The organism is Streptomyces cellostaticus (assembly GCF_001513965.1).
In the GTDB taxonomy this organism is placed as follows: domain Bacteria; phylum Actinomycetota; class Actinomycetes; order Streptomycetales; family Streptomycetaceae; genus Streptomyces; species Streptomyces cellostaticus.
Window position 1 is genome coordinate 23,398 of the sequence record NZ_KQ948056.1, and the last position, 24,670, is coordinate 48,067.

Genomic DNA, 24,670 nt, shown 5'->3' on the forward strand with positions numbered 1-24,670 from the left:
AGACCATTAGCCTTGGTAGCAGCGGGTCACGGCGACCCGCTCTAGTGCTATCAAGAGCCGTTTCCGAAGTAGTTTTCCCAACGAGTACGAGGACGAGGACAGACGTGCCTACCGGCAAGGTCAAGTGGTTCAACAGCGAGAAGGGCTTCGGCTTTCTCTCCCGCGACGACGGCGGTGACGTCTTCGTCCATTCCTCGGTTCTCCCCGCCGGAGTCGATGCGCTCAAGCCGGGACAGCGCGTGGAGTTCGGCGTCGTCGCCGGTCAGCGCGGCGATCAGGCGCTCTCGGTGACCGTGCTCGACCCGACCCCGTCGGTCGCGGCCGCGCAGCGCAAGAAGCCGGACGAGCTGGCCTCCATCGTGCAGGACCTGACGACCCTGCTCGAGAACATCACGCCGATGCTCGAGAAGGGCCGCTACCCGGAGAAGACCTCCGGCAAGAAGATCGCGGGCCTGCTGCGGGCCGTCGCCGATCAGCTGGACGTCTGATTCCGGCTACGGGAAATCCAGTGTTTGCGGGCCGAGGGGCGGCAGCAGCCCCTCGGCCGCCGCACGCGTGAGCAGCCCGCGGACCGCCGCATAGCCGTCCTCGCCGAGCCCGGCGGTGAACTCGTTGACGTACAGCCCGATGTGCTGGTCGGCGACGGCCGGGTCCATCTCCTGGGCGTGCTCCATGACGTAGGGCCGGGAGGCTTCCGGGTCGTCCCAGGCGGCCCGTACGGAGGCGCGGATGGAGTCCGCGAGCAGGCCGAGGGTCTCGGCCCCCAGCGACCGCTTGGCGATGATCGCACCCAGCGGGATCGGCAGCCCGGTGCTGCGCTCCCAGTGCTCGCCCATGTCGGCCAGCTTGTGCAGCCCGTAGTTCTGGTAGGTGAAGCGGGCTTCGTGGATGACGAGTCCGGCGTCCACCTTGCCGTCGCGCACAGCGGGCATGATCTCGTGGAACGGCAGGACGACGATCTCGCCGACCCCGCCCGGCAACGTGTCCGCGGCCCACAGCCGGAACAGCAGGTAGGCGGTCGACTTCTCGCTCGGTACCGCGACCGTGCGGCCCGTCAGGTCCGTACCCGCCTCCCGCGTGAGCACGAGCGGCCCGCACCCCCGCCCCAGCGCACCGCCGCACGGCAGCAGCGCGTACTCGTCGAGGACGTACGGCAGCACGGCGTACGACACCTTCAGGACGTCGAACTCGCCGCGCTCGGCCATGCCGTTGGTGATGTCGATGTCGGCGAAGGTCACGTCCAGCGCGGGCGCGCCGGGGACGCGGCCGTGGGCGAGGGCGTCGAAGACGAACGTGTCGTTGGGGCAGGGGGAGTACGCGATCTGCAAGGACCGCTCACTGGTCGTCATACGGGTTCCAACTCTCCAATGCGGGCGCGAGCTTCCCGAATGCCTCGGTGAGGGCGGCGAACGCGTCGCCGATGCGCCAGGCGGCGCGGTCGCGCGGGCCGACCGGGTTGGACACCGCGCGGATCTCCAGCACCGGCACCCCGTGCGCGGCTGCCGCCTCGGCCACGCCGAACCCCTCCATGCCCTCGGCGAGGGCCTGCGGGTGGCGGGCGCGCAGCTCGGCGGCGCGGGCGGCGGTGCCGGTCACGGTGGAGACGGTGAGGATCGTGCCGGGGCGTGCCCCCATCGCCTCGGACACTCCCCGTACGAGTGATGCCGGCGGCCGGTGGGTGACGGTTCCGAAGCCGAGTTCGGTGACCGGGAGGAAGCCGTCGGCGGTCTCGGCGCCCAGGTCGGCCACGGTGATCGCGTCGGCGACCACGAGCGAGCCGAGCGGCGCCTCGGGCTGGAAGCCACCGCCGATCCCGGCGGATACGACGAGGCCGTAAGGGGTGCCGCCGAGTGCGGCGGCGGTGAGCGCGGTGGCGGTGGAGGCGGCGGCGAGGGCGGGCCCGACGCCGGCGGCCAGCAGGTCGTAGCCGGCGGCCGTCCGGACCACGGAGACCCCGGGGACGTCCAGGTCTCCCGGGCGCCCCGGGCCCCCTGGCAGCCGTATCGCCTCATTCGCGCCCGGGAACGCCCGTGCCACCGCGTCCCGTTCGGCGGGGACCGCGGTGGCTACGAGGGCGCGCACGGAAGGCGTGATCAGGCCTTCTTCAGCTTGAAGGACCACAGGCCCTTCGCCGGGTTCTGGCCCATCTGGATGGAGACGGTGTTGGTGTCGCCCTGGGTGCCGTACTGGACGTTGAAGAACGCACTGCCCGGGATGGTGGTGTAGGTCTTCGTGCTCTTGTCGGTGAACTGGCGGCCGTTCACGAGGAGCACCCAGCCCGCGTCCGCGATCTTCGGGTCGACGCCGAAGCGGACCGTCTGGTCCGGGTCCACCTTGATCGACTTGATGTCGCCGGCCTTTTTCGAGCACTTCGCGAGCGACTTGGCGTCCAGCGCCTTGCCGTCGTTGTAGCAGAGCGCCTCGGAGTTGACCGAGCCTCGGCCGACGGTGACCGTCGCGACGGGCGTCGGCTTCTCGCAGGCCGAGAGAACGAGCAGTCCGGCAGAAACGGCGCCGGCGGCGGCGACGGCGCGGCGGCGTCGCACAACGGATTGCAGGGTGGTCATGGCCGAAGGCTATCGGGCACCCGGAGCCGTCCGCCCATGTGGGGTGCGGCGTGCCCGGTTCGTTACGCCACTCGCGCCCGCGGTCTGCTGCTGTGCCGCGCCGAGGCGAGCAGTCCGCGCAGGGTGGTGAGCCAGCCGGCGGCCACGATCGCCGCGGCGACCACCAGCCCCAGGGAGCCGTTGAGCGGCATCACGATCCCGACCGCGCCGCCGAACACCCACGCCATCTGGAGCAGCGTCTCCGACCGCGCGAAGGCCGATGTGCGCACCAGCTCGGGCACGTCGCGCTGGATCAGCGCGTCCAGGGACAGCTTGGCCAGCGCCTGTGCGAACCCGGCGACGGCGGCCAGACAGGCCACGAGGAAAGCCCCGAAGAACACGGCGGCCACGATCGCGGTACCGAGCACCACGGCGACGACGGTCACGATGATGATCTCCGGCGCCCTCGCTTTCAGCCAGGCACCGGCGGCCGTGCCCAGCGCGTTGCCGGCGCCCGCCGCCACGCCCACGATCCCCAGCGAGACCGCGGCGCTCTCCCCGGTCAGCGGGTGCTCGCGCAGCAGGAAGGCGAGGAAGAAGATCAGGAAGCCGGACAGACAGCGCAGGGCGGCGTTGGCGCCGAGGGCATGCGTGACCGCGGGCCCCACGGTCCGCAGCCCGGGCCGCTTGGCCTGCTTGCGGTGCGGCCCGTGCAGATGTTCTTCGTCGGCCGCGAGCAGGGCCACGCCCTCGCCCTTGGCGGAGTCCACCTTGGGCGGCAGGGAGAAGGACAGGAACGTCCCTGCAACGAAGATCACGAAGGCGCCGTACAGCGGCCAGGGATCCCCGACGGCATGCAGGCCCGCTGCGATGGGCGCGGCCACACCGGTGGCCAGGAGCCCGGCGAGGGTGACCCGGGAGTTCGCCTTCACCAGGGAGAACCGGGGAGGCAGCAGCCGGGGCACGACGGCGCTGCGCACGACCCCGTACGCCTTCGAGGCCACCAGCACCCCGAGCGCGGCGGGATACAACTCCAGGCTCCCGCTGGCCACGGCCCCCGAGATGATCAGCGCGAGCAGGGCCCGGGCCAGCATCGCGGCGGCCATGGCGGCCCGCCGTCCGTGCGGCAGCCGGTCGAGGAGGGGGCCGATGACGGGGGCGAGGACGGTGAAGGGGGCCATGGTGATGGCCAGATACAGAGCAACCCGCCCCCGGGCCTCGTCGGTGGGCACGGAGAAGAAGACGGTGGAGGCCAGGGCCACGGTGATCATGACATCACCGGCTCCGTTGACCGCATGCAGCTCGATGAGCTTCCCCAGCCCCGACTCGCCGGCGCCATGCGCGTGCGTGGCCTTCCGGATCCCGCGCGCGGTTCCGGTCACGGGAAAGTGCAGGGCACGCCCGACCGAGCGGACGGCCCCACCGACCCGGCCCGAACCGCCGCCCCGAACGCTCCCCCTGTCCGTGCCTGCCACGTCGTTCATAGTGCCCCGAGAGACCGCCCGATAGTGCGGTTTGAACCCAAGCGAGTCGGGATGCCGGGGGGCTGTTTCCCAGCCAGCCGCGTCGGGCGGGTGCGCGGGAAGCATCGCCGCGAGGCGCCGGACTGTCCCCGACCACCGGCGACGGGGTAGCGTGCGTATCTCAGCCAGCCATCAAGCACAATGGATGGCAGAGGCGCGCCCGAGCGCGATCGGAGTGCAGACGTCGATGCGGTCCCCAGGTCCGCTCCGTCCGCTTCACCGCCGGAGGCAGCCGCACTCAGAGACGGCGTAGGAGAGAAGCGATACCTGTGAGCGCAGCGACAACGCGAAGCCGCCCCACCGACCGCCTGTGTGCCGAGGCCGTCGACCTCGCCCGTGCCGCCGCCGAGGAGGCGGCCGCGCCCGGCGTGGTCGGTGAGCACGTCGGCCTGGTGTCGGAGGGCGACCGGGTTGTCACGCACTTCTTCGAGTGCAAAGAGCTGGGCTACCGCGGCTGGCGCTGGGCGGCGACCGTGGCCCGCGCCTCCCGGGCGAAGATCGTGACCCTGGACGAGGTGGTCCTCCTCCCCGGCCCCGACGCCCTCCTCGCCCCCGAGTGGGTCCCCTGGAGCGAGCGCCTGCGCCCCGGCGACCTCGGACCCGGCGACCTGCTCCCCACCGACCAGGAGGACCTGCGCCTGGAGCCCGGCTACACGGGCGAGGAGCAGCCCCTGCCGAACTCGCTCGTGTCCGAGGACATGGCGGAGCTGGCGGAGGCCGAGGACGCCGACGTGACTCCGGGTACGCCGGCCACCCAGCCGACGACCCCCACCCGCGGCTCGATCGCCGCACTCGCCGAGGAACTGGGCATGCGCCGCGCCCGAGTCCTCTCCCGCTACGGCCTGCACATCGCCGCCGACCGCTGGGAGGAGTCGTTCGGCCCGAAGACGCCGATGGCCCAGGCGGCCCCGGCGACCTGCATGACCTGCGGCTTCCTCAGCCCCATCGGCGGCTCGCTGGGCCAGGCCTTCGGCGTCTGCGCCAACGAGTTCTCCCCCGCCGACGGCCGCGTGGTCTCCCTCTCCTACGGCTGCGGCGGCCACTCGGAGGCGGCGGTCATGCCGAAGGCGCCCCAGCCGGCCCCTCCGGTGATCGACGAGATGAAGGTCGACGTGTTCCCCCTCCGCCCGGCCTCCGATTCGGGCTCGGTTCCGGAGGCGGGGGACGAGGAGACGGCGGAACTGGGGCACTCGTAGTCACTCGTAGCGCGGCAGGCCGTTCGTCGAGATCGTCCAGTCGCCGATGGTGACGTCCTCGCCGTAGACGAAGTCCTTGCGGGTCGCGTAGCGCGGCCCGTCGGGGGTGGAGTGGATGTCGGTGAGGACGGCGCCGGTGCCGGTGCGGGGGTCGAAGATCGCGTAGACGGGGATGCCCATCAGCGGGTAGTCACGCGCCTTGCTCACCCAGTCGTTGTCCGGGTTGGAGCGGGAGACGACCTCGACGGCGGCGATGAGCGTACGAGGATCGAAGCTCCCCGGGACTTCCATGTCGGCCAGGGCGATCACCATGACGTCGGGGCGGCGCATGATGGCCTCGGATTCGTCCTCGACGTCTGGCTCGCCGGTATGCGCCACGATCTCGTCCGGCATCATCTTTTCGAGACGTTTCCGCAGGTGCAGGGTGGTCAGCTCGTGCGGACCGACGGGCGCCATCATGTCGTGGACGATTCCTTCCTTGGTGACCTCGAACTTGCCGGGCAGGGTGTCGTCCATCGACTGAACGAAATCTCGCATGGCCCGATACCGATGAGAGGCGCCCTGCTGTGCGTTGTCCGGGGCGATGGTCATGGCGCTCGCTCCTCGTCGTCTGTGCCCAGGGGCAAGGATCGTCGCCTTCATGCTAGGTGGCCCCGGGGGATCGGGTCGGTAACCCTCGTCCTTCATGGCCTGCATCTCGGACAGGCGCCCCGGAGCGACGACGGCAAGGGCTGCACGCAGGGCGTCGGGCGTCAGCTCGGGACGCGGAACCCTCTCAGACACCCGCGCCGACCGGAGTGCGGCAGTCACGGCAGAGTCCTGGGGCGGGCGAGCGGAAGGCCCGGTCGCAGTCTTCGCAGGTCTGGAGGGGGTGCCGGACCGTGGGTGGTGGGGCCGGGGCACGGAACGGGGGCGGAGGGGGCAGCTGGTCGGCCAGGCGGTGGGCCAGTAGGGCTGCGGGGCGGCACAGGGGCTCGTCCGGCAGGCCCCTGGTCAGGGCGTGGCGTACGGCTGCGGGGGTCACGTCGCGTTCCAGCCAGGCGGCGGCGCCGGGGGCCAGGTGGGCCGTGTCGCGTGCCGAGAGCACGAGGCGGGAGTCGTGGCGGCGGAGGTCCGCGAGGAGGTCGGTGGCCTGCTGGATGAGGGTGGGGGAGGGGTAGGCCGGGCGCGGTACGGGCGGGAGTGCCTTGCGGGGCGCCTTCTTCTTCCGGGGCGCGGCCGCCGCCTTGGGCGCGTGGCTGTCCCTGCGGCGGCCCGGCTGGTTGCAGGAGACCGTGCGGGTGACGATGCGGCCGCCGGGGACGCGTTCGCGCTCGCGGCGCAGGTAACCGTACGTCTCCAACTCCCGCAGCGCCGCTGCGATCCGGGTCGAGCCCTCGGGGAAGCGGGTGGTGAGGGTCTTGATGTCGACGCGGGCACCGGGCGGGAGGGACTGGATGTACACGCCGAGCCCGATGGCGAGCCCCGACAGCTTCGGGTGCTGGGCCAGGTGGTTGCCGACCACCGTGAAGTGGGACGTGTGGCGGGTGTTGTCGTGGATCAGGCCGCCGGTAGGGGCAGAGGCTGACCGCTGATTCGGGTGGTTGTCGGTGACAACTCGGGACTGGGCGCGCGGGGGCGCGCTAGGGTTCTGCCTATCCATCGGGAAGGTTCTGCTTCCCAGGTGGTCAGGCCCTCGATCGGGATCGCTAGTCCCGGCCGAGGGCCGTTGCTTTTGTGCGGTTGCTGCGCTGAGCGTAGAACGCAGAACCGGGCGCCACGCCAGCCGAGTTGACGATGTTCACCCTGGCGAGTGAGCGTGCGCCTTGGGCGGGAGGGGTGGGGTTTGGTGGGGTCCTTTCTCCCTCGTAGTCCTTTGGGAAAGATCGCCCCTTGGACCGCGGCACGGGTTTCCGGGTGCCGGTGGAAGCGTGACCTCGGCCCATACGGTCTTGCGCGGCGTCAGCCCCGGTGTCGTGCCCCAGCGGTCGGCGAGCGCATCCACGAGGAGGAGTCCGCGTCCCGAGTCGGCGTCGGAGGTGGGGTGTTCGGAGCGGGGGAGTTGGTCACCCCGTGTGTCGGTCACCTCGATGCGGAGGGTGTCGGCGACGACGTAGAGCGTGAGCCGGAAGTCCCGTCCCGCGACCCGGCCGTGCGTGGCTGCATTGGCTGCCAGCTCGGCGATGATCAGCGCCGCTGGGTCCAATGGGAAGCCCCAGGTGCGTAGTTGTTCGGTGGCGAGCAGGCGGGCGAGGCGGGCTCCTCGTGGCGTGGGGGACAGCTGCACGGTCAAGTTCGGGACGGGGGTGGAGATTTCCTGGTTCACATCACTCAGAGTGGCGGCGCGCGCGTACGGTGAAAAGTGACGAGGTCGATACGTAGGGTCACTGTCGAGGGTTTGTCCGGTGGTGTCTTGGCTGTCGAGATGGAGGGGTGCCGTGAACGAGGAGGAGCCGGGTTGGGAGGTCGACCCGGACGACGAATGGGGGCTCGCCGTACTCGCAACGGTGGGCCGACAGTTGAGGCTCCGGCGCGAGGTCGTGGGTATGCGCGTGGTCGATTTCGCCAAGGCCATGGGCTACAGCGAGGACATGGTCTACAAGGTGGAGGGAGGTAAGCGGATCCCCCAGCCGGAGTTCCTCGACAAGGCGGACAAGGTACTGAGTGCCGATGGGCTGATCGCTGCGATGAAGGAGGACACGGACAAGGTTCGCTATCCCAAGAAAGTGCGGGCCCTGGCGGAGGTGGAGGCGAAGGCGGTCGAGATTCAGCTCTACGACCCGCTGAGCATCCACGGGTTGCTCCAGACGCCGGAGTACGCCCGGGTACTGCTCACCATGCGGCGTCCGGCGTACACCGAGGTCGAGGTGGAGCGGTTCTTCGCCGCTCGCATGGCCCGCAAGTCGGTCTTCGAGCGGGACCCCGCGCCCGAACTCGGTTTCGTTCTGGAGGAGTGGACGCTGCGCCGCCCGCTCGGAGGACGGGAGCTGCTCCGCCGCCAGCTCGAACACCTCCTTGAGGTGGCGCAATTGCGGAATGTGGAGCTTCAGGTGATGCCGATGGAGCGCGAGGAACACGCCGGGGTGGACGGGAGCATTGAGGTGCTGAAGTTCGCCGATGGCTCGGCCGTGGGACGCTCTCCAGCCGTGGCCAACGGCCGCGCGGTCGAGGAGCCAAGGCAGCTCCGTATCCTTGAACTGCGGTACGGCATCATCCGCGCTCAGGCGCTCACGCCGCGTGAGTCGACGGCCTACATCGAGCAACTGCTGGGGGCAACATGATCCGCTGGTTCAAGAGCAGCTACAGCAGCAGCAACGAAGTCGACTCCTGCGTCGAAGTGGCCCTGGACTGGTTCAAGAGCAGTTACAGCAGCGGCAGCGAGGGCGACTCCTGCGTCGAGGTGGCGATAGCACCCCCCGCCATCCACATTCGCGACTCCAAGCAAACCGACGGCGTCATCCTCACCGTCACCCCCACCGCCTGGACAGACTTCCTGACCTACGCCTCCAACCGCTGACCTGTATTGGCATAAGGGGATGGCGACGAATCAGCCATGGACAGGGCTTCACCGTGACCTCCTGGCGGCGAAGGCATCGGTGTACGACCCGGCCGGCTTTGCCTGCTCACAGCCAGTGCCGGAACCGGAGAGTGCCGAGTACGCGGCTCACGGGTTCACGCTCGACGGGCTCTCGGTCAGGTTCCGCGTGGCCAAGACCACCCCGACGAAGGTGGGCCAGTTCGTCACCGTGTGGCAGCGGTCCCCTGAAGGACCGATCCGGCCTTTCGACGCCGACGACGGGGTTGACCTCGTCATCATCAGCAGCCGCGACAGCGGTCACTTCGGACAGTTCGTGTTCCCGCGCGAGGTGCTGTGCGAGCGCGGGATCATGTCCCGGAACGGCTCGGCCGGGAAGCGCGGGTTCCGGGTCTACCCGCCGTGGGTGACCACGACCAGTCGCCAGGCACGCAGCACTCAAGCGTGGCAGGTGAACTACTTCCTGCACCTCGATGAGGACCTTGTCGACCTGGCGCGTTCCCACGTCCTCTACCACCCGCAGATGCATGTCTGATCTGCCCGAGTGACCTTTCCGAGAACCTGTCGGTCGCGGTCGACGTGTTCCAGCTCGTGCGCAACGCCCTCGACCCCGCCACCACCCGAGCCCCGGCCGCCCCGCTCGCGCTGTACCTTCGTCCTCACGTCGATGAGGAGAGTGTGAACGTGAGCAAGTACGTGCGGCCGGCGGCCGAGGGCGCCGACCCCTTCGGCACCGCCCGTCTTCGCCGCGGGGTCCTCGACGCCTGGGCCACCAGCCCCGCCCGGTTCCGTGAGGACGCCAACGCCGAGGAGGACCTGGTCCTCGGCGGCTACCGGGACCGGCTCGTGGTGGAGCTGGCCCAGAACGCCGCCGACGCCGCCGCACGGGCGAAAGCACCGGGCAGGCTGCGTCTCACGCTCCGCGACGGTGTCCTGGTCGCCGCGAACACCGGCGCCCCCCTGGACGCGACCGGTGTCGAGTCGCTGTCCACCCTGCGTGCCTCGGCCAAGCGGGACGTCCAGGACACCCACGGCGCCGTCGGCCGGTTCGGGGTCGGTTTCGCCGCCGTGATCGCCGTCACCGACGAGCCCGCGATCGTCGGGCGTCACGGCGGGGTCCGCTGGTCCCTGGCCGAGGCGCGCGAGCTGGCCGGCGACACGGCCCGGCACAGCCCCGGGCTCGGGGACGAGATCCGGCGCCGTGACGGGCATGTCCCCCTCCTCCGGCTCCCCTTCGCCGCCGAGGGCTCCGCACCGGAGCCGTACGACACCGCCGTCATCCTGCCGCTGCGCGACACCGCCGCCACCGACCTCGCCGAACGCCTCCTCAACGCCGTGGACGACGCCCTGCTCCTCGCCCTGCCGGGCCTGGAGGAGGTCGTCGTCGAGGTCGGCGACGCGGACCCCCGCACCCTGCGCCGCTATACCGAGGGCGCCGTCACCGTCGTGGAGGACTCGCGGGACGGGCTCACCCGCTGGCGTACCGTCTCCGCGCACGGGCCGCTCACCCCGGACCTGCTCGCCGACCGCCCGGTCGAGGAGCGGCTGCGCCCGCACTGGTCGGTCACCTGGGCCGTACCGGCGGATGCCGAGGGGCGGCCCGTCCGGCCGCGCAGCGCGGCCGTCGTGCACGCGCCCACCCCCAGCGACGAGCCCCTCGGCGTTCCCGCCCTCCTCATCGCCTCCTTCCCGCTGGACACCACCCGCCGGCACGCGGCCCCCGGTCCGCTGACCGACTTCCTGGTGCAGCGGGCGGCGGACGCCTACGCCGGGCTGCTCGCCGAGTGGCGCCCGGTGAGCGACGGCGTCATCGACCTCGTACCGGGGCCGCTGGGCAAGGGCGAGCTGGACGGCCTGCTGCGGCAGGCCATCCTGGAGCGGCTGCCCCGTACCGCCTTCCTGCCCCCGGCCGTCGACGCCAAGGACGATGACGAGCTTCCGGAGGCGCTGCGCCCGCGGGACGCGGAAGTGGTGGAAGGGGCAGGGGCGGACACCGTACGGGTTCTCGCCGAAGTGCTGCCGACCCTCCTTCCCGCCGGGCTCGAACGGCGCGTCGAGCTGCGCACCCTCGGGGTCGCCCGGCTCCCGCTCGCCGACGCCATCGACCGGCTCGCCGGTCTGGAGAAGGACCCCGACTGGTGGTGGCGGCTCTACGACAGCCTCGCCGGGGTGGATCCGGACCGGCTGTCGGGATTGCCCGTGCCGCTCGCGGACGGCCGTACGACCATCGGGCCGAGGCAGGTTCTCCTTCCCACCCCGGACGCCGCCCTCATCCACCCCGACGTGCTGGGCCGGCTCGGGCTCAAGGTCGCCCACGAGGACGCCACCCACCCGCTGCTGGAGAAGCTGGGCGCGCTGCCCGCGACCCCGCGCGCGGTGCTGACCACCCCGCAGGTACGGACCGCGGTGGCCGCGTCGCTGGACGACGAGGGCGGCGCGCTGTGGGAGGAGGACGCGCCGGATGCGGAGGAGCTGGCCGACACCGTCCTCGCCCTGGTGCGCGACGCGGGTCTGGAGCCCGGTGACGAGCCCTGGCTGGGCGCCCTCGCCCTGCCCGACGAGGACGGCGAACTCGCCCCGGCCGGCGAGCTGGTCTTTCCCGGCAGCGCCTTCGCCCGGGTGATCCGTGCGGACGAACTGGCCGCCGTCGACGCCGAGCTGGCCGCGAAGTGGGGCGAACAGCCCCTCACCGCCTGTGGCGTCCTCGCGGACTTCGCGCTGGTCCGCGCCACGGACGTCGTCCTCGACCCGGACGAACTGGAGCCCAGGGAAGGCGACTTCGCCGAGCCGGACGACGCGGGCCTGCTGGACGCCGTGGACGTGTGGTGCGAGGACATCCTCGACCGCTACCCGGACAGCCCGGTGCCTCCGGTCGCCACCGAGATCGTCGCCGTACGCGACCTCGACCTGGTGGACGACGACCACTGGCCCGAGGCCCTCGCCCTGATCGCCCGCCGGCCGCTGCGCGACGCCCTCACCCAGCCGGTGCGCATCCTGCTGCCCGACGGCACCCACGAGGTCGTACGGCCGTACACGGCGTGGTGGCTGCGCGGCCACCCGGTCCTCGACGGGCGTCGGCCCGCCGGTCTGCTCGCGGCCGGCGGGGACCCGCTGTTGCACGGTCTGTACGACGAGGCCGACGCCACCGGTTTCGAGGACGAGCAGGTGCTGCGCGCCCTGGGGGTACGGACCTCCGTCGCCGCGCTGCTGGACGAGCCCGGCGGCGCCGCCGAACTGCTGGACCGCATCGCCGACCCCGAGCGGCCGGTCACCTCGGCCCAGCTGCACGGGCTGTACGGCGCGCTGGCCGAGCTGGACCCGGAGCAGGTGACCCTGCCGGAGGAGCTGCGGGCCGTGGTCGACGGGCGGGTGACGGTGGTGGACGCCGCCGATGCCGTGGTGGTCGACTCGCCTGATCTGCTGCCGTTCACCTCCGGGGTGCCGCTGCTGCCCGTCCGGCCGTCCCGGGCCGCCGAGCTGGCCGAGCTGTTCCAGGTGCGGCGGCTGAGCGAGTCCGTCACCGGCGAGGTGCACTCCGAGGGTGCCGAGCACGACGTACCGGAGTCGGTGCGGGTGCTGCTCGGTCCGCGCACCCCGGAGACCTACGTCGAGCACGAGGAACTGGTCGTGGACGGCGTGGAGATCGACTGGCGGCTCACCGACGACGGCGTTCTGCACGCGGCCACCCTGGAGGGTGTCGCCGCGGGCCTGGCCTGGGCGGCCGGCCAGTGGCCGCGCCGCTTCGAGGTGGCGGCCCTGCTGGAGGACTCGTCCCGGACGGAGGAACTGGCGCGGGACCGCTGGTTCGACTGATCCGCTGGTCTGCCGGCGAGTCACGCACGAAATCTTCAAATCTTGTACAACCATTCCCGCGCGTCGCGGATCTGATCATGCGAGCCAGCAGGCTCCCAAGATCACGTGGACTCGGCGGCGATGACGCACCCCCACGGTGCGGCCGCCGCCGGGCCCACACTCTCCATACAGGGGAACGCATGCGCATTCGTGCCACCGTGGCCGCCGTCTCCGGCGCCCTGGCCCTCTCCGCCTTCGTCGTGCCGGCCGCGCAGGCCGCCGACGGGGGTTCGTCGTACCGTGCGGACGTCGCGAAGGTTCTCTCGTCGCACGCCGCGTCCGGCAAGACCGCGTTCAGCGCCGCCTCCGACCCGATCGGGGACCTGGACGTCTCCTTCTCCGACTTCAAGATCACCAAGGCGGTCAAGGTCGGCACGACCGCCCACGTCTCCACCTCGGTCACCTACACGCTGACCCACGGCGCCGACGTCGACATCACGTCCGACGACTTCGCCACCGGCCCCCTGGTCTACCGCGGCTCCTCCACCGCGCCGGACAACGTGCTGGGCGGCAACCTGCCCGCGACCTGCACCGCGACCTCGGCGACCACCGCCACCTGCAAGGGCCTGATCGACGTCTACCCGTCGGGCACGGACAGCTCGGAGCTGAAGAACTCCCAGGCCGGCACCTGGCACGGTGCCGCGCTCGCCCTGGACTTCAAGATCGAGAAGAGCTCCGTCCAGTTCGACCTCGGCACCACCCTGGTCCAGCGCAACTCCACGCTCACGGTCAACGCCGCGCCCGAGCCGGTCAGGAAGGGCAAGACCCTCACGGTCACGGGCAAGCTGGCCCGTGCCAACTGGGAGACCCACAAGTACGCGGGCTACACCGGCCAGCCGGTGCAGCTCCAGTTCCGCAAGAAGGGCTCCAGCACCTACACCACGCTGAAGACCGTCAAGTCGGACTCCACGGGCAACCTGAAGACGACGACCACCGCGACGGCCGACGGCTACTACCGCTTCTCCTTCGCGGGCACCTCGACCACCCCGGCGGTCAACGCCACGGGTGACTTCGTCGACGTGCAGTGAGTCGACGTGCGGTAAGTCGACGTGCGGCAAGCAGTGAGCAGTAAGCAGTAACGTTCCGGCCCCGGAAGCATCCAGCCTCCGGGGCCGGAACGCTCCCTCTCACTTGTGTCATGCGCTGGCAATGCACGGCAAAAATCTGGCCGAGAACCGCCCTTGCCGTACAACCCGCCACCCCCCTCGCGGATCTGATCGCGTGAGTCAACCGACTCCACCGTCACTTCTCCCTCCAGGGGAAACGCACATGCGCATACGTGCCACCGTGGCCGCCGTCTCCGGCGCCCTGGCCCTGTCCGCCTTCGCCGTCCCGGCCGCGCACGCCGCCCCGACGACGCTCGACGTCACCTTCTCCAACATGAAGGTCAACAGCGGCAAGGCCATCACGATCGGCGCCACCTCCACGGTGAAGGTCCAGGCGACCTACACCCTGACGCACCCCACCACCGTCTCCGTCGCCGACGTCGACAGCGGCCCGCTGATCTACCGCGGCACCGACCCGAAGGCCGCCGACTCCGAGGTCATCAGCGACGCGCCGGGTGCCTGCACCACGGTCAGCTCCACCACCCTGAACTGCTCCGCCACGATCACCATCCCCGCGAACGAGCTGTACAACTCGGACGCCGGCACGTGGAAGACGGGCGGCGTCGCCGTCGACAACAAGACCGGCGCCCAGAAGTGGCAGGGCGACCTGGGCACCATCCCGGTCCGCCGCGCCGCCAAGCTCACCGCCGACGCCACCCCCGAGCCGGTCAGGAAGGGCGCGACCCTCACCGTCACCGGCAAGCTGACCCGGGCCAACTGGGAGGCGGGCACCTACGCCGGCTTCGGCGGCCAGTCGGTGAAGCTCCAGTACCGCAAGGCGGGCACCACCACCTACACCACCGTCAAGACCATCACGTCGTCCTCCACGGGCGCCCTGAAGACTACGGTCACGGCCTCCGCGGACGGCTACTACCGCTACAGCTTCGCGGGCACGTCGACGACGTCGGCGGTCAGCGCCACGGGCGACTACGTCGACGTGCAGTAACCCTCACACCGGGAACCGGCGGTCGACCCACTTCCACAGCACCTCCAGGGCGGCCGCCGCCACCACCGCGATCCCGACCGCCGTCCACGGCATCGCCACGCCCACCAGTTTCAGCGCGAAGAAGCTCTGCAGGGCCGGTACGGCGAGGACGAACACGAACGCCACGCCCATCGATGCCACCAGCGTGACGCGCCACCAGGTGTAGGGGCGGGCGATGATCGCCAGGACCCACATGGAGATCAGGAACAGGGTCAGGGTCGCCGCGCTGGTCTCCGCGTCCAGGGAGCCCGGCCCGGTGTAGTAGTGCCGGGCGACCAGGTACGTCACGAAGGTCGCCACCCCGGCCACCACCCCGCCCGGGATCGAGTAGCGCATGACCGTGCGTACGAAGTGGGGCCGGGCCCGTTCCTTGTTGGGTGCGAGGGCGAGGAAGAAGGCCGGGACACCGATGGTGAGGGTGGAGAGCAGGGTCAGGTGGCGTGGCAGGAAGGGGTACTCGACCTGCCAGCACACCACCAGGACCGCCAGCAGCACCGAGTAGACCGTCTTGACCAGGAACAGCGTGGCCACCCGCGTGATGTTGCCGATGACCCGGCGCCCCTCGGCGACCACCGAGGGCAGCGTGGCGAAGCTGTTGTTCAGCAGGACGATCTGCGCGACCGCACGGGTCGCCTCCGAGCCCGAGCCCATCGACACGCCGATGTCGGCGTCCTTGAGGGCGAGGACGTCGTTCACGCCGTCGCCGGTCATCGCGACCGTGTGCCCGTCCGACTGCAACGCGCCGACCATGTCCCGCTTCTGCTGCGGGGTGACCCGACCGAAGACGGTCCCCTCGTCCAGCGCGCCTGCCATGGCCCGCCGGTCGGCGGGCAGCCGGCGCGCGTCCACCGCCGTACCGGACAGGCCCAGCTTGCCGGCGACCGCACCGACGGACACCGCGTTGTCGCCGGAGATGACCTTGGCGCGCACCTTCTGCTCGGCGAAGTAGCGCAGGGTGTCGGCGGCGTCGGGCCGCAGGCGCTGTTCGAGGACCACGAGGGCGGTGGGGCGGGCACCCCGGGCCGGTTCGGTGTCGTCCAGGTCGCGGGTGGCGCGGGCGAGCAGGAGGACCCGTAGCCCCTGTTCGTTGAGGCGCTCGGTTTCGGCCAGGGCCGGGTCGTCGGCGCCGAGCAGCACGTCGGGGGCGCCGAGCAGCCAGGTGCTGGCCTCGCCGTCGCCCTCGCTGAATGCGGCGCCGCTGTACTTGCGGGCGGAGGAGAACGGCAGCGACTCGATGCAGCGCCACTCCTCGCTGTCCGGGTAGGCGTCGATGATCGCCTGGAGGGAGGCGTTGGGGCGCGGGTCGGACTCGCCGAGGGCACCGAGCACCTTGCGTACGTACGTCTCGTCGGCCCCGTCCAGCGTCCTGAGACCGGTGACGTCCATGCCGCCCTCGGTGAGCGTGCCGGTCTTGTCCAGGCAGACGGTGTCGACGCGGGCGAGCCCCTCGATGGCCGGCAGCTCCTGCACCAGGCACTGCTGGCGGCCCAGCCGGATGACCCCGATGGCGAAGGCGACGGAGGTGAGGAGCACCAGCCCCTCCGGGACCATCGGGACGATGCCGCCGACCGTGCGGGCGACCGCGTCCTTCAGGTCGTTGTTCTTGACGACGAGCTGGGTGACGACCAGGCCGATCGCGGCCGGGACCATCATCCACGTCACGTACTTGAGGATCGTGGAGATGCCGGTGCGCAGTTCGGAGTGGACGAGGGTGAAGCGGGAGGCCTCCTCGGCGAGCTGGGCGGCGTACGCCTCGCGGCCCACCTTGGTCGCCTTGAACGCGCCGCTGCCCGCGACCACGAAGCTGCCGGACATCACCTGGTCGCCGGGGTGTTTGACGACGGGGTCGGCCTCACCGGTGAGCAGCGACTCGTCGATCTCCAGCCCGTCGGCCTCCGCGCACACGCCATCGACAACGATCTTGTCGCCGGGGCCTGTCTCTATGAGGTCGTCCAGGACGATCTCGTTCGTGGCCACCTCGGTGGCGGTGCCGTCGCGGCGGACGGTCGGCCGGGACTCGCCGATCACGGCGAGCGAGTCCAGGGTCTGCTTGGCGCGCCACTCCTGCACGATGCCGATGCCGGTGTTGGCGAGGATCACGAAGCCGAAGAGGCTGTCCTGGATCGGCGCGACGAAGAGCATGATCAGCCACAGGACGCCGATGATCGCGTTGAACCGGGTGAAGACGTTCGCGCGGACGATCTCGCCCAGGGAGCGGCTGCTGCGCACCGGCACGTCGTTGACCTGCCCGCGCGCGATGCGTTCCGCTACTTCGGCGCCGGTCAGCCCTGCCGGCGAGGCCACCGGTAGGGCCACCGGATGCACGGGGTCGAGTTCCGCTCCGGCGTCTATGTGGGTCATGCATTCGACGGTACGTGCGGTTTTGCGCCTTCACCTGCCGAGGGCGGGCAAGTTCCGACCTGGGGAGGATCCGAGTCGTGCGCTGGTTGTACGGCTACGGCGCCGACGTCGGCTTCGGCGAAGCGGCCCGCTTGATCGCCGCGTCGCGCCCGCGGACGTACCAGATGCCGATCAGGCCCAGTCCGCCTCCGGCCAGGCAGGTCCACAGCCACCAGGTGTGGCCGTGGTCGTCGAACCAGCCGTAGAAGGGGAGCTGGACCAGGAAGAGGACGAACCACACGATCGTGCCGCCGGTGATGGTGGCGACCACGGGGCCCTCCAGGGGCTCCGGCGCCTCGTGCTTGGGGGTCCACTTAGCCATGGGGCACAGCTTACGAGGCTGCTCCGGAGATGAACTGTCTACGCGCGGAGATAGCGATCCAGCACTCATACGTTCATACTGAAACCGTTTGCCTTTGTCCACTTCTGCTCGTATGAAACTCCAACGGGGCTCGGGGGAACCCTGTAGGTGATGAGGTCCCGTACATGTCCACCTCGGCACCCGCCAAGGTCCCCACGCCCGAGAAGCCGGGCGGCGCGCCTGCCTACGGCGCCCTCGACCGATACTTCAAGATCTCCGAGCGCGGCAGCAGCCTGGCCCGCGAGATCCGCGGCGGTTTCGCCACCTTCTTCGCGATGGCGTACATCATCGTGCTGAACCCGATCATCCTCAGCAGCGCGAAGGACATGTACGGGCACCACCTGGACAACGGCCAGCTGGTCACGGCCACCGCTCTGACGGCGGCGTTCGCCACGCTCCTGATGGGCGTCATCGGCAACGTGCCGATCGCGCTCGCCGCCGGTCTCGGTGTGAACTCGGTCGTCGCGCTCCAGCTGGCGCCCCGCATGTCCTGGCCGGACGCCATGGGCATGGTCGTACTGGCCGGTTTCGTGGTCATGCTGCTGGTCGCCACGGGGCTGCGCGAGCGCGTGATGAACGCGGTGCCGTTCGGTCTGCGCAAGGCGATCTCCATCGGCATCGGCCTGTTCATCATGCTGATCGGCCTGGTCGACTCCGGTTTCGTCACCCGTATCCCGGACGCCGCCCAGACCACCGTCCCGCTCCAGCTCGGCGCGAACGGTCACCTCGACGGCTGGCCGGTGCTGATCTTCATCCTGGGCGCGCTGCTCACCTTCGCGCTGATCGTCCGCAAGGTGCCGGGCGCGATCCTGATCTCCATCGTCGGGATGACCGTCCTCGCGCTGGTCATCAACTCGGTCGCCACGGTCACCAACTGGGGTCTGACCGTCCCGAAGTGGCCGGGCAACCCGGTCGCCACCCCCGACTTCGGCCTGATCGGCCAGGTCAGCCTGTTCGGCGGCTTCTCCAAGGTCGGCGTGCTGACCGGGATCCTCTTCGTCTTCACCGTCCTGCTGTCGTGCTTCTTCGACGCGATGGGCACGATCATGGGCGTCGGCGACGAGGCCAAGCTGACCGACGCCCAGGGCTACATGCCGGGCATCAACAGGGTCCTCTTCGTCGACGGCCTCGCGGTCGCGGCGGGCGGCGCCAGCTCCTCCTCGGCCACCACCGCGTTCGTGGAGTCCACGGCGGGTGTCGGCGAGGGTGCGCGCACGGGTTTCGCGAACGTCGTCACGGGCTCCCTCTTCGCGGTGGCCCTCTTCCTCACGCCGGTCGCCACGATGGTCCCGTCCCAGGCGGCCACGCCGGCCCTGGTCGCGGTGGGCTTCCTGATCCTTTCGAACTCCGTGAAGGAGATCGGCTGGGCGGACTACACCATCGCGATCCCGGCCTTCGTGACCATGCTGATGATGCCGTTCACGTACTCGATCACCAACGGTATCGGCATGGGCTTCATCACCTTCGTGGTGCTGCGCCTGGCCGCCGGGCGGGCCCGCGACATCCCGGTCCCGATGTACGTCGTCTCGGCGGTCTTCGCCTTCTACTACCTGATGCCGGCCCTGGGTCTCACGTGAGACCTCGGGTGAGACCTCAGTTGACCCCGTAGAACTTTTCCGTCTCCTCGACGGCGGCCTGGAACCGCTGGTCGAAGTCGTCCCGAATGAGCGTGCGGACCACATAGTCCTGCACGCTCATTCCTCTTTTCGCCGCATGGAGCCGGAGCCTTTCGAGCAGCTCCCCGTCTATGCGCAGGCTGAACACGCTGGTCTCCATGGCACGAGGGTCGCCGTACCTATCCGGCCAGCGCGTCACGTTCCGCGTATGGATCACCCATATGAGTGATATCCGGGTTCAGTGGCCAGGGTCACGGGCATGCGGGCGCATTTCCGGTGGTCCTTAGCGAGAGTAATGAGTTATTCTAAAGAACATGCCGGACCTTACCCATGGCGACGACGCTGCCGCCGTGAACGCCCTCCGCTCCGCCGTGATGCGGCTGTCCCGTCGGCTCAAGCACCAGCGGGTCGACGAGTCGCTGAGCCCGACCGAGATGTCGGTGCTCGGCACCCTCTCCCGCTGCGGCCAGGCCACACCGGGTGAGCTGGCCCGCAAGGAGCACGTCCAGCCGCCGTCGATGACCCGCATCGTGGCGCTGCTCGAAGCCAAGGGCCTGGTCCGTCTGGATCCGCACCCCGAGGACCGGCGCCAGAAGGTCGTCACCAGGACCGAGCAGGCCGAGGCGATGCTCGAGGAGAGCCGCCGCAAGCGCAACGCGTTCCTGGCCGGCCTGGTCGACGGCCTGGACGAGGACGAGTGGGCCAAACTGCGCGCCGCCGCCCCCGTGCTGGAGAAGCTCGCACATCTGTAAGGCATACATCGCAAGGAGGCGAACCCTTTTGAGTACGGGATCCGGAGCAGCTTCCGCCCCCGCACCGATACCTACTACCCCCAGCTCCCGTAGATCCTCGATGTTCAGCTCGCTGAAGATCCGGAACTACCGTCTGTTCTTCATGGGCCAGGTCGTCTCCAACACCGGCACCTGGATGCAGCGCATCGCCCAGGACTGGCTGGTGCTCAGCCTCACCGGTTCCTCCGCGGCCGTCGGCATCACGACGGCCCTGCAGTTCCTGCCGATGCTGCTGTTCGGCCTCTACGGCGGCGTCCTGGTCGACCGCCTCCCCAAGCGCCCCACGCTGCTCGTCACCCAGACCTCCATGGCCGTCACGGGCCTCGCGCTCGCCGCGCTGACCCTCACCGGCCACGTCCAGGTCTGGCATGTCTACGTCGCCGCCTTCGCCGTCGGCCTCGCCACGGTGGTCGACAACCCGGCCCGGCAGTCCTTCGTCTCCGAGATGGTCGGCCCCGACCAGCTGCAGAACGCGGTCAGCCTGAACTCGGCGAACTTCCAGTCCGCCCGCCTGGTCGGCCCCGCCGTCGCCGGCCTCATGATCACGGGCGTGGGCACCGGCTGGGCGTTCCTCTTCAACGGCCTGTCCTTCGTCGCCCCGATCGCGGGCCTGCTGCTGATGCGCGCCCGTGAGCTGCACGTGGTCGAGCGCGCGCCGAGAGGGAAGGGCCAGCTGCGCGAGGGCCTGCGCTACGTCGCCGGCCGCCCGGAGCTGATCTGGCCCATCGTGCTCGTCGGCTTCATCGGCACGTTCGGCTTCAACTTCCCGGTGTGGCTGTCGGCCTACGCCGACGACATCTTCCACGCCGGCGCCGGCGCCTACAGCCTGTTCAACACGCTGATGGCCGTCGGCTCCCTCAGTGGCGCCCTGCTCGCCGCCCGGCGCGGCACGGCCCGTCTGCGCGTCCTGATCGCCGCCGCGGTGGCCTTCGGCACGCTGGAGATCGTGGCCGCGCTCGCGCCGTCGTACTGGCTGTTCGCGCTGCTCATGGTCCCCATCGGGATCTTCGGCCTGACGGTCAACGTCACCGCGAACACCGCCGTGCAGATGGCCACCGACCCGGCCATGCGCGGCCGGGTGATGGCCCTGTTCATGATGGTGTTCATGGGCGGTACGCCGCTGGGCGCCCCGGTCGTCGGCTGGATCACCGACACCTACGGCCCCCGCGTCGGCTTCGCCCTCGGCGGCATCGTCTCCGCCGCCGCGGCCGCCACCATCGGCCTGGTCCTCACCCGCATCGGCGGCCTGCGCCTGTCAGTGGGCTGGCACCACGGCCACCCGCAGCTACGGTTCGTCCCCCGCGAGCGGGAGCAGCTGGCCACGGCGGCTTGAGACAGCAGGGGCCCGGGGGGGCTAAAGCACCCTCCGGGCCAGCACCTGACCCGGCCACGCGTCGTTGCCGGGCACGCTGGCGGTGAAGGACTCGGTCGGGATGAAGCCGTTGCGCTCGTAGAAGGCGACGAGCTTGCGGTCGTCGCCCGCGTAGCAGTAGACGCGCAGGAGCGAGATCCCGGCCCGGCGGGTTTCCTCGGCCGCGTGGGCGAGGAGGGCGGCGCCGGCGCCGTGGCCCTTGAAGCGGCGGTCCGAGGCGAGGATGTGGATGAACCGCTCGGGCTCGTCGGCGGGCTCCAGACACTGGTCGGGGGCGTCGGTAAGGGTGAGGGTGGCGGCCGGGACGCCGTCGTACTCGGCGATGTACGGGCTGCCCTCGGTGACGTACTTGGTGATCATGGCCACCGCCCTCGGGTTCTCCGACCAGGGGGCGGTGCCCCACTGCCGGGTGCGCCCCTGCGCCACGAGCCACTCCACGGCACTGTCGAACATGCCGAGTATCGCGGGGATGTCGTCAGGCCTGCCTTCTCGGATGCTGATCTTCCCGTTCTTCTCCATGCTGTCGATCATTCCCGGGCGGACGTGCTGGTTCAGCGGCTTTTCGCCATCATGCGTGCGGCTGGCCCGGTGATCCCTTCCCTGGAAAGGTGACGGTATGAGACTCTTCGCCGCCGTGCTGCCCCCGGAGGGCGTCATCCACGAACTCGCCGCCGAGATCGCGAAGCTGAAGAGGCTGCCCGGTGCGGAGGGGCTGCGCTGGACCCACCGCCCCGGCTGGCACTTCACGCTTGCCTTCTACGGAGAGGTCGGCGACGAACGCGTACCGGACCTGTCGGACCGGCTGGCGCACGCAGCCCAGCGCACCGCGCCCTTCCCCCTCGCCCTCTTCGGCGGCGGACAGTTCGGGCACGGGCGGGCCCTGTGGGCGGGCGCCTCCGGCGATGTGGAGACCCTCCGCCTGCTGGCCGACCGGGCGGAGGCGGCGGCGCGGAAGGCCGGGGTGCCGATGGGAGAGCACCGCCGCTACAAGGCCCACCTGACGGTGGCGCGCAGCCGGGACTCGGTGGACGTGCGGCCGTACGTCGAGGCCCTGCGCGCCTTCGAGAGCAAGCCGTGGACGGTGGACGAGCTGGTCCTGGTGCGCAGCAACCTGCCGAAGTCCGGGGTACCCGGCGAGCAGCCCCGGTACGAGGCGGTCGCCCGCTGGGCTCTCGGCGGGGCCGGTTAGGCTCGATACGTGGACCCGAAAACCCGGAACCGGATCATGGCCGGTGTGCTTGTGCTGATGTTCGTGGTGGTTGCCGTGTCGGCGGCGCTCAGGTAGTTCCCCGGCAGGGGGGGCGCGCCCGCGCGGCGGAGCCGCATGTCGCATGCAGCCCCGCCGCCCCTGCCGGTTTCCCGGTGCTACCAGGCGAAGGCCTCCGGGGACGGGCCCGGGCCCGGGAAGATCTCGTCCAGCCCGGACAGCAGCTCCTCGCTCAGCTCCAGCTCAACAGCCCGCAGGGCGGACGCCAGCTGCTCGGCGGTACGCGGGCCGACGATCGGACCGGTCACGCCGGGCCGGGTGAGCAGCCAGGCCAGCGCGGCCTCGCCGGGCTCCACACCGTGCTTGTCGAGCAGATCCTCGTACGACTGGATCTGCGCGCGGATAGTGGAGTTGGCGAGCGAGTCGGCGGCCCGGCCGGAGGCCCTGCGCCCGCCCTGCGCCTCCTTCTTGATCACGCCGCCGAGCAGTCCGCCGTGCAGCGGCGACCACGGAATGACCCCGAGGCCGTACTCCTGCGCGGCCGGGATGACCTCCATCTCGGCACGGCGCTCGGCCAGGTTGTACAGGCACTGTTCGCTGACGAGCCCGATGGTGCCGCCGCGGCGGGTGGCGACCTCGTTGGCCTGGGCGATCTTGTAACCCGGGAAGTTGGAGGAGCCGACGTAGAGGATCTTGCCCTGCTGGACCAGTACGTCGATCGCCTGCCAGATCTCCTCGAAGGGAGTGTTCCGGTCGATGTGGTGGAACTGGTAGACGTCGATGTAGTCGGTCTGCAGCCGCTTCAGGCTGGCGTCCACGGCCCGCCGGATGTTGAGGGCGGAGAGCTTGTCGTGGTTGGGCCAGGGGGTGTCGCCGTCCGCCATGTTGCCGTACACCTTGGTGGCGAGGACGACCTTGTCGCGCCGGTCGCCGCCCTTGGCGAACCAGTTGCCGATGATGGACTCGGTCCGCCCCTTGTTCTCACCCCACCCGTACACATTGGCGGTGTCGAAGAAGTTGATGCCCGCGCCCAGCGCCGCGTCCATGATCGCGTGACTGTCGGCTTCGTCGGTCTGCGGGCCGAAGTTCATGGTGCCGAGGACGAGTCGGCTGACCTTGAGTCCCGTGCGTCCAAGCTGCGTGTACTTCATGGTCACCTAGCCAACGGCTTGGAGTGCGCTCTATGCAAGCGACGCGAGGAAGGCCGTCCAGGTGGTGGGGGTGACTTTCAGGGTGGGGGCCGGGGCCTTCGAGTCGCGGATGTGGATGGTGGTGGGGGTGGGGGCCACCTCCAGGCATTCGCCCTCGCCGTCGCTGTAGCTGCTCTTGCTCCAGTGGAGGTCCGTGGTCATAGCTCCCGTGCCACCTTTTCGATCAGCGTCGCGGAATCCTCGGGGGTGAGGGCCTGCGCTTGGAGAATGCCATATTTGCTGAACAGGTTACCCACGTCCGGCTGTTCGCTCACGAAGTAGCCGCCTTTGTGGCCTTCGACGTATGCGAGCCGGTGTCGATCGGCGGTCTCCAGAAGGCTCATGCGGCCGGCGAGCCCGGCGTGGTCCTGCCGGTCGTGCGGCATGACCTGAACCTCGACGTGCCGGAGCTCGCCGATCGCGAGGATGTGGTGCAGTTGCTCCTTGAGCGTGTCCTTGCCGCCCAACGGGCGTGTGAGGACGCTCTCTTCGAGTACGTAGCTGACCGTGGGCGCAGGCTTCCGCGTGTAGAGCTGCTGCCGTTCCTGACGGGATGCGACCCGCTTCTCGATCTCCTCGTCGTCCAAGGTCGGGCAGCGATTGGAGCTGAAGACCGCCCGTGAGTATGCCTCTGTCTGGAGCGAGCCTGGAATCAGATTGGTCTGGTACACGTGCAGCGCTGCGGCCTTCTTCTCCTCCACCAGGTAGTCCTCGGTCCACGGCGGAAGCCCGTCCTTCTTGAACTCTGTTTCCGCCACAACGAGCAGTGCACCTTGTGCACCCAGCACCTGGTCAGCGATCTCGACAAACTGGCCCCTCGGAGACCGCTCGCCTCGCTCCACCATCGCCACCTGCGACTTGGAGTAGCCGACGTGATTGCCCAGGCCTTCCTGCGTCATCCCGGCACGCTCGCGGTGGAACCGCAGCAACACACCGAAGACCTTCGATCCGCGATCACCAGGACGCACACCGACCTCCCCAACTGCACATCCCCGCACCAACGTTGCCTAA

The 24,670-nt window shown here is 70.1% G+C and carries 26 protein-coding genes; 12 read left to right on the forward strand and 14 right to left on the reverse strand.

Annotation, left to right across the window (positions count from 1 at the left end):
• The first annotated feature begins 104 nt into the window (after nucleotides 1-104).
• On the forward strand, nucleotides 105-488 hold the full coding sequence (locus tag AQI88_RS48710; protein WP_067009872.1) for a cold-shock protein: 384 nt from the start codon (nucleotides 105-107) through the stop codon (nucleotides 486-488).
• Nucleotides 489-494: 6 nt separating this feature from the next.
• Here the strand turns inward: AQI88_RS48710 and AQI88_RS39325 are convergent, their stop codons facing one another.
• From AQI88_RS39325 to AQI88_RS39340, 4 genes are all read right to left on the reverse strand, one after another.
• Complete coding sequence (locus tag AQI88_RS39325; RefSeq protein WP_067009875.1) at nucleotides 495-1,349, reverse strand: 1,4-dihydroxy-6-naphtoate synthase; 855 nt, start codon at nucleotides 1,347-1,349, stop codon at nucleotides 495-497.
• Nucleotides 1,336-2,082: a futalosine hydrolase gene (locus tag AQI88_RS39330; RefSeq protein WP_067009878.1), complete on the reverse strand. Its 747-nt coding sequence runs from the start codon at nucleotides 2,080-2,082 to the stop codon at nucleotides 1,336-1,338. Before AQI88_RS39330 ends, AQI88_RS39325 begins: the two co-directional genes overlap by 14 nt.
• A gap of 11 nt (nucleotides 2,083-2,093) precedes the next feature.
• A complete protein-coding gene (locus AQI88_RS39335) occupies nucleotides 2,094-2,567 on the reverse strand; it encodes a DUF2771 domain-containing protein (protein ID WP_067009881.1) in 474 nt (157 codons plus the stop codon).
• 62 nt (nucleotides 2,568-2,629) lie between these two features.
• On the reverse strand, nucleotides 2,630-4,030 hold the full coding sequence (locus AQI88_RS39340; RefSeq protein ID WP_067009884.1) for an MFS transporter: 1,401 nt from the start codon (nucleotides 4,028-4,030) through the stop codon (nucleotides 2,630-2,632).
• A gap of 308 nt (nucleotides 4,031-4,338) precedes the next feature.
• Here AQI88_RS39340 and AQI88_RS39345 point away from each other — a divergent pair, with 308 nt between their 5' ends.
• Entirely contained in the window at nucleotides 4,339-5,265 is a 927-nt protein-coding gene (locus tag AQI88_RS39345) for a DUF3027 domain-containing protein (protein ID WP_067009887.1), read from the forward strand.
• Here AQI88_RS39345 and AQI88_RS39350 read toward each other — a convergent pair whose 3' ends face one another.
• From AQI88_RS39350 to AQI88_RS44350, 3 genes are all read right to left on the reverse strand, one after another.
• Entirely contained in the window at nucleotides 5,266-5,856 is a 591-nt protein-coding gene (locus AQI88_RS39350; protein WP_067009890.1) for a Uma2 family endonuclease, read from the reverse strand.
• A gap of 184 nt (nucleotides 5,857-6,040) precedes the next feature.
• Entirely contained in the window at nucleotides 6,041-6,907 is an 867-nt protein-coding gene (locus AQI88_RS39355) for a DNA-binding protein (protein WP_067009893.1), read from the reverse strand.
• A 138-nt stretch (nucleotides 6,908-7,045) separates the two neighbouring features.
• A complete protein-coding gene (locus AQI88_RS44350; RefSeq protein WP_107118793.1) occupies nucleotides 7,046-7,570 on the reverse strand; it encodes an ATP-binding protein in 525 nt (174 codons plus the stop codon).
• A gap of 112 nt (nucleotides 7,571-7,682) precedes the next feature.
• On the opposite strand from AQI88_RS44350, the gene AQI88_RS39360 reads away from it, so the two are divergent.
• The 6 genes from AQI88_RS39360 (at nucleotide 7,683) to AQI88_RS39385 (ending at nucleotide 14,683) form a co-directional block, all read left to right on the forward strand.
• Nucleotides 7,683-8,525, forward strand: a complete 843-nt coding sequence (locus AQI88_RS39360) for a helix-turn-helix domain-containing protein (protein WP_067009896.1) — start codon at nucleotides 7,683-7,685, stop codon at nucleotides 8,523-8,525.
• On the forward strand, nucleotides 8,522-8,761 hold the full coding sequence (locus tag AQI88_RS39365) for a DUF397 domain-containing protein (protein WP_067009899.1): 240 nt from the start codon (nucleotides 8,522-8,524) through the stop codon (nucleotides 8,759-8,761). The genes AQI88_RS39360 and AQI88_RS39365 overlap by 4 nt, the downstream gene beginning before the upstream one ends.
• Before the next feature lie 19 nt (nucleotides 8,762-8,780).
• Nucleotides 8,781-9,314, forward strand: coding sequence for a MepB family protein (locus tag AQI88_RS39370; protein WP_067009902.1), 534 nt, complete (start codon nucleotides 8,781-8,783; stop codon nucleotides 9,312-9,314).
• Between the two features lie 149 nt (nucleotides 9,315-9,463).
• Nucleotides 9,464-12,592 (forward strand): sacsin N-terminal ATP-binding-like domain-containing protein, encoded by a 3,129-nt coding sequence (locus AQI88_RS39375; RefSeq protein ID WP_067009944.1) that lies wholly within the window; start codon nucleotides 9,464-9,466, stop codon nucleotides 12,590-12,592.
• A gap of 179 nt (nucleotides 12,593-12,771) precedes the next feature.
• Nucleotides 12,772-13,659, forward strand: coding sequence for a hypothetical protein (locus AQI88_RS39380; protein WP_067009905.1), 888 nt, complete (start codon nucleotides 12,772-12,774; stop codon nucleotides 13,657-13,659).
• 241 nt (nucleotides 13,660-13,900) lie between these two features.
• Nucleotides 13,901-14,683 carry a hypothetical protein gene (locus AQI88_RS39385; RefSeq protein WP_067009908.1) on the forward strand — a complete coding sequence of 261 codons (783 nt, stop codon included), beginning with the start codon at nucleotides 13,901-13,903 and terminating at the stop codon, nucleotides 14,681-14,683.
• Between the two features lie 3 nt (nucleotides 14,684-14,686).
• Here the strand turns inward: AQI88_RS39385 and AQI88_RS39390 are convergent, their stop codons facing one another.
• Nucleotides 14,687-17,083, reverse strand: coding sequence for an HAD-IC family P-type ATPase (locus tag AQI88_RS39390; RefSeq protein WP_067009911.1), 2,397 nt, complete (start codon nucleotides 17,081-17,083; stop codon nucleotides 14,687-14,689).
• Between the two features lie 94 nt (nucleotides 17,084-17,177).
• Nucleotides 17,178-17,444 carry a DUF2530 domain-containing protein gene (locus tag AQI88_RS39395; RefSeq protein ID WP_067009914.1) on the reverse strand — a complete coding sequence of 89 codons (267 nt, stop codon included), beginning with the start codon at nucleotides 17,442-17,444 and terminating at the stop codon, nucleotides 17,178-17,180.
• 164 nt (nucleotides 17,445-17,608) lie between these two features.
• On the opposite strand from AQI88_RS39395, the gene AQI88_RS39400 reads away from it, so the two are divergent.
• Nucleotides 17,609-19,060 (forward strand): NCS2 family permease, encoded by a 1,452-nt coding sequence (locus AQI88_RS39400; protein ID WP_067009917.1) that lies wholly within the window; start codon nucleotides 17,609-17,611, stop codon nucleotides 19,058-19,060.
• A gap of 16 nt (nucleotides 19,061-19,076) precedes the next feature.
• Here AQI88_RS39400 and AQI88_RS39405 read toward each other — a convergent pair whose 3' ends face one another.
• Complete coding sequence (locus tag AQI88_RS39405; protein WP_067009919.1) at nucleotides 19,077-19,259, reverse strand: toxin-antitoxin system HicB family antitoxin; 183 nt, start codon at nucleotides 19,257-19,259, stop codon at nucleotides 19,077-19,079.
• A gap of 154 nt (nucleotides 19,260-19,413) precedes the next feature.
• Between AQI88_RS39405 and AQI88_RS39410 the strand changes: the two genes are divergently transcribed.
• Complete coding sequence (locus AQI88_RS39410) at nucleotides 19,414-19,851, forward strand: MarR family winged helix-turn-helix transcriptional regulator (RefSeq protein ID WP_067009922.1); 438 nt, start codon at nucleotides 19,414-19,416, stop codon at nucleotides 19,849-19,851.
• A 28-nt stretch (nucleotides 19,852-19,879) separates the two neighbouring features.
• Complete coding sequence (locus tag AQI88_RS39415) at nucleotides 19,880-21,223, forward strand: MFS transporter (protein ID WP_107118794.1); 1,344 nt, start codon at nucleotides 19,880-19,882, stop codon at nucleotides 21,221-21,223.
• Between the two features lie 21 nt (nucleotides 21,224-21,244).
• On the opposite strand, the gene AQI88_RS39420 is transcribed toward AQI88_RS39415, so the two are convergent.
• Nucleotides 21,245-21,781: a GNAT family N-acetyltransferase gene (locus AQI88_RS39420; RefSeq protein ID WP_067009947.1), complete on the reverse strand. Its 537-nt coding sequence runs from the start codon at nucleotides 21,779-21,781 to the stop codon at nucleotides 21,245-21,247.
• 97 nt (nucleotides 21,782-21,878) lie between these two features.
• Here AQI88_RS39420 and thpR point away from each other — a divergent pair, with 97 nt between their 5' ends.
• The gene (gene thpR / locus AQI88_RS39425; protein WP_067009928.1) at nucleotides 21,879-22,451 is read left to right on the forward strand and encodes an RNA 2',3'-cyclic phosphodiesterase; all 573 of its coding nucleotides are present in this window, start codon (nucleotides 21,879-21,881) and stop codon (nucleotides 22,449-22,451) included.
• Between the two features lie 176 nt (nucleotides 22,452-22,627).
• Here the strand turns inward: thpR and AQI88_RS39430 are convergent, their stop codons facing one another.
• The 3 genes from AQI88_RS39430 to AQI88_RS39440 are packed head-to-tail and all read right to left on the reverse strand — an operon-like array spanning nucleotide 22,628 to nucleotide 24,591.
• Nucleotides 22,628-23,620, reverse strand: coding sequence for an aldo/keto reductase (locus AQI88_RS39430; RefSeq protein WP_067009931.1), 993 nt, complete (start codon nucleotides 23,618-23,620; stop codon nucleotides 22,628-22,630).
• Between the two features lie 30 nt (nucleotides 23,621-23,650).
• Nucleotides 23,651-23,821 carry a DUF397 domain-containing protein gene (locus AQI88_RS39435; protein WP_067009934.1) on the reverse strand — a complete coding sequence of 57 codons (171 nt, stop codon included), beginning with the start codon at nucleotides 23,819-23,821 and terminating at the stop codon, nucleotides 23,651-23,653.
• Nucleotides 23,818-24,591, reverse strand: coding sequence for a helix-turn-helix domain-containing protein (locus AQI88_RS39440; RefSeq protein WP_244184557.1), 774 nt, complete (start codon nucleotides 24,589-24,591; stop codon nucleotides 23,818-23,820). Before AQI88_RS39440 ends, AQI88_RS39435 begins: the two co-directional genes overlap by 4 nt.
• Nucleotides 24,592-24,670: the final 79 nt, after the last annotated feature.